Origin of the sequence: Mesorhizobium sp. M7A.F.Ca.AU.002.02.1.1, assembly GCF_003998535.1 — a bacterium.
In the GTDB taxonomy this organism is placed as follows: Bacteria; Pseudomonadota; Alphaproteobacteria; order Rhizobiales; family Rhizobiaceae; genus Mesorhizobium; species Mesorhizobium ciceri.
Window position 1 is genome coordinate 1 of sequence record NZ_RZPB01000500.1, and the last position, 4,606, is coordinate 4,606.

Consider the following 4,606-nt stretch of genomic DNA (forward strand, 5'->3'; position numbering starts at 1 on the left):
CGCGCGCACCCAGGCGAGATGATGGTGAACGCGGCGTCAAGTGGAAGTCCCCTGCATACGCTTGCGGAGTCTTCTGCGAGAGCCCATGCCGACGAGCGCCAAACAAGGTCTGATGCCTTTCGGCGTCGTGGCCTCAACTCATCGATTCGCGAGAAAAGCATCGAATGCAGCAGCAACGGCGCGAACAACAAAGCGGTGCTCCGGCCGCACGCGGATGAAGCCGTTTTCGACGTCCAGGATCCCCTCCTCAGCCAGCGTCACCAAACTCTCAACTGAATCGAGAAAACGAGCTGGTTCGATTTCGTGGGCGGCACAGATGGTCGGCACGTCGGCCTCCAAATCGCACATCAGTCGCTCGATGATCGCTGCGCGCACCCGGTCATCGTCGGTCAGACGGTGACCCTTTGATGTCGCCAGACGTCCACTTGCGATGTGCCGGGCGTAAGAATCCCGTGTTACTTCGTTCTGAACATACCCCTCGCGGACTCGGCCAATAGCCGACGCGCCGAAGCCGATCACGTTTTGCAAGTATCGGCCGAGTATCCCAGCGAATTACGCCGTAGGCGCCCGGTCTTCTGGCGCTAGCGCAAGTTCGTCGTCCGGCGGAGCGAAATGATCGAGCCCGATCTCCCGGTAGCCAGCGCCAACCAGTGTCTCGGCGACAGTTGCAGCCTGTTCGGCGCGAAGATCGCCGTCCGGTAGACCTGCCTGCTCGATTAGGCGCTGATTCTTTATCACGGAAGGAATATGCGCGTATCCGAACACCGCAAGCCGGTTGGGGCGCATGGCGACCGCAGCCATCGCGGTCTGGATGCAGGACTGCACAGTCTGTTTTGGTAGACCGAAGATGAGGTCGAAGTTGATATGGCCAACGCCATGCCGGCGGAGATTTTGGACTGCAGCGGCCGTCTGCACCTTACTCTGGATCCGATTGATCGCCTTTGCACATCGGGATCAAAGCTCTGCATCCGATGCTCGCGCGGTTGACACCGTTAGCTGCCAGGGCTTCGGCCATTTCCGGTGTGAACGTTCGGGGATCGATCTCCACGGCGATCGCAGCAGTTTTGCTGAAAGCGAAGTGGCGGCGTAGAAATTCCATCAGCGCCAAGTGCTCGGCTGGCCCGATAAGGTGAGGCGTTCCGCCGCCGAAATGCACATCGCTCACCGGCAGCCCTTGCCGCACTTGCTCCGACACCAAACTGATCTCCTGACGCAGCACCGCTAAATAATTAAGGATCGGGCCGTTGCGACGGATGACCGCGGTAGGGAAGCCGCAATACCAGCACATGGATCGGCAAAACGGAATGTGGAAATAGAGCGACACCGATTCGTCGGCCGGGAGGCCCCCCAGCCATTCCTCATAATCGTCAGCACCAACTGCCGCAGAGAAGTCTGGCACAGTCGGATAGATGGTATACCAAGGCGGCCGGGGGTCCCGGTACTTTGTCAGGATTGAGGTGTGCAAGGAGCTGTCATCCCACGTCGCTCATCCATCATTCTTTCGTTGCGCGCTCGTCCTGGTCTCTGACCTAAGTCAGTGCGTCCCGCTTATGTCGCAGTCTCGTTTGGACAGGATGGGGTCAACCACGCCGGGGAGCGCGCGTGCCATGGTTGCGCCTGAGGTGATGGTGCGGTGCCGCATTCAACGTCTGAGTACGTGACGCCAGTGCAGTGTGCTTGAGGCGTCTGCGGAAGAACTTTGCAATGCGAAATTCATGTCCGACGCAACGGACCTGTCAAGCCTCGTTCAGACGCCATCCAGGTCCAGCCAGCGGCCTTCCCTGCCGGCCGAAAAACCATACCGGCTTTAGCCACCGAGACGCTCTAAAGCTGACGTCGGCTCATTTGATGAAAGGAGGACGCCGCTAGGGGGTGCACAAGGTTCCCCGGCTTGACGTCGCTTCGAGCGAAGAGCGGTGTGGCTTGTCGTCAAGCGCCGGGCAGCGTGCCCCCTACCGATATCCCGAAAAGATCGACCAAGATGGCCATGCCGACGCCACACGCGGTCTGGATGAGGCCGACCATGAAAATGCGATTGGCGCGTTCGTAGATGGGGCGCCGCAAGGAACTCATGTCGAGCAGCATGGACAGCGCTCTCATCTGCAGTGCGATGCCGAGCAGGATCGGCACTACGGCGAACAGATCGTAGAGTTGCCATGGCAAGGGGTTCGCGGCCCAATGAGTGAGGAAGCCGAGGGAAAAGGCAAGCAGGATACCCACGGCAGTGATTGTGCCGTTGCGGAAAATGGTCTCGATCGGTTCTTCCTTCGGATCGTGCTCGTCCAAGCGGCTTCCTTTCGTTGCTCTTTCCGTCGAGACTAAGTTCTCGAGAATACTGTTCATCGCCAATTACTCGAGGCGAGCCGTAGGCAGCCGTTTCAGGGTGCGCTCCCTCTCGCTTCCGGCCGCGCAATGTACCTGCACGGCGAACTTACAGCGGCGAAAAGGTGCTGCGGCCACCATGCGACGCCTCGGACGTGCACGCCCTCTGTTCCTGGCGCAGCCCTTGCGGAGCGTACGCGCAGTGATCCTTCTCGGTAGCGGATGGCGCGGCCTCCGTTGCGGTCAGACGGGAAGCCGTCGCTGTTAAACGAGACTGTCACATATCGAACATGGCGAACCGTGTCGCACATTTCTTTTCGCAGTGACCCTCAAAAAAAGTGATTCCAGCGAGACGAAGGCGCGTCGGCCCGATTTTGGTGTCGGCCGCATCTACGCTTCAGGTTGGCATGTCGCTTGCTGCTCTATTCGGAGAGCTGCAGCGGTCCGACCGGAGTGTTTCACATGTAAACGATAATGAATCTCCTAGCAGAAAACACTATTATAAGTACATGTGGCTTTTACGCTGGCTCACCTCTCGTGTCAAGCGCTTTGGCGTCCACATATTGGAGACAACACGCACAAAATTTAGAGGAAAAGCTTGCTCTTTCGCCTCTATCCTTTTTATTCCTTCATGGAGATCTAGACATGTACATCAAGAGTCCTCTTCTCGGCTTAACTGCTCTGATGACCATTTCCGTCGGTCGAGCAGCTGGCGCCGAGCGGGAACCGGCCGAGTACATCAAGATCTGCGACGTCCTCGGCTCGGGATATTCCTATATTCCCAACACCGAGACCTGCCTGCGCATCGGCGGCTATGTCCGTTACGATATCGGCCTGGGTGACGTCCGATCGTATGACAGCGCAAGAACCTCGGACGTGAGAACTGGCGAGGACCAAGGCACTTGGCGAAACAGCACACGCTTCACGTTCAAAACTTGGACCGGCCAGCAGACCGAGCTCGGCGCGTTGACGACCTATACCGAAACCCAGGTGAATTTTGGCAACAGCGCTAACTCGCATGACAGTCCTCAGAACTATGATTTCAACAGCGGCCTCGCACTGGCTTCTGCCTGGGTCGAGCTGGGAGGCCTGCGAGTTGGCAAGGAGGGGTCGGCCTTCGATACGTTTGCAAGCTACGCTGGCAACGTTCTCGATAGTATGCTCGTTCCGTCGGCCGGCTTCGACACCAACGTGGCTCAGTACCACTTCGACGCCGGCAACGGCATTTCGACTGTGATTTCGCTCGAACAAGGATCGGGCTCAGCCGGTACTATCGACAGCTATATTCCGCACGTTGTCGCCGGCTTGAAATACACGCAAGGCTGGGGCTCGATCATCGGCGTCGCGGCTTATGACAGCAATTACGAAGCTTTTGCCGGCAAGATCCGCGTCGACGTCGCTGTCACAAACCAGCTGTCGCTGTTTGGACTCTTCGGCTACGGTTCCAATGCCAGTCTCAACGAGGACTCAAACGGCGCAATTGCCAATCATGGGCGCGGCTCGTACAAAATCTGGAACGGCCAGTGGGCTTTCTGGGCGGGCGCCACCTACGAGTTTGACGAGAAAACTTCGTTCAACCTTCAGGTCTCGGGTGATCAGCTCAAGGATGCTGGTGTGGCTGCAAACGTCGCCTACATGGTCGTTCCCGGCTTCACGGTCACAGCCGAGGTCGATTACGACCACTACGGCAACTCTGGCCTCGGCCCTGCCGAGCCTACCGCCGTCAAGGGCACGAGCAAGCCGAACAGCGTCGGCGGCATTCTCCGCTTACAAGGCTCATTTTGAAATCTCTCCAGTCGCGAGCATGGCAAAGGCACTTGCCTCGACAACGCACGCATGGAGAGCTTCGTTCGCCATCTTGAAGTCTGCATCGACCGTCCACGGCCCATCGTACCAACTAGAAACTGAAAGTTATGAGCCCTGTGTACTACACCTAGCCCTTGACCTGCCCGATGAACCGGCCAGGGGCCGTCAGTTCAAATTCGGGGCCGTTTAGAGGGCAGTGTGAGGCCGTGTTAGGTAAGCGCCACTGCAATGTCGAGGCCGCGACACGCCTGTCGCTTTGGACGGCTGGAATTGCCCTTCGCGGCGCCATTCATTCTCTCAACATTTACGTGATAATGCACGCTGAGTCCGAGCCGCGTGGCAGCACCCATCCTAGGTGTGAGCTTTCGAGAGGTTGTCCATTCGGACCGGACCGAGGAGACTGGAGTTACCACGCTTCAGCATCCATCGGAGGGTCCGAATGAACATCCACAAGAATGCCCGTCTCACACCGCTGCGT

General features: G+C 58.2%; 2 protein-coding genes and 1 pseudogene. 1 reads left to right on the forward strand and 2 read right to left on the reverse strand.

Annotation, left to right across the window (positions count from 1 at the left end; translation table 11 throughout):
- Nucleotides 1–138: 138 nt before the first annotated feature.
- Nucleotides 139–1,465 (reverse strand): annotated as a pseudogene (hemN, locus tag EN879_RS25125) (oxygen-independent coproporphyrinogen III oxidase).
- A 464-nt stretch (nucleotides 1,466–1,929) separates the two neighbouring features.
- Entirely contained in the window at nucleotides 1,930–2,286 is a 357-nt protein-coding gene (locus EN879_RS25130; RefSeq protein WP_024505577.1) for a hypothetical protein, read from the reverse strand.
- Between the two features lie 681 nt (nucleotides 2,287–2,967).
- On the opposite strand from EN879_RS25130, the gene EN879_RS25135 reads away from it, so the two are divergent.
- The gene (locus EN879_RS25135) at nucleotides 2,968–4,107 is read left to right on the forward strand and encodes a porin (RefSeq protein WP_063169258.1); all 1,140 of its coding nucleotides are present in this window, start codon (nucleotides 2,968–2,970) and stop codon (nucleotides 4,105–4,107) included.
- Nucleotides 4,108–4,606 lie beyond the last annotated feature (499 nt).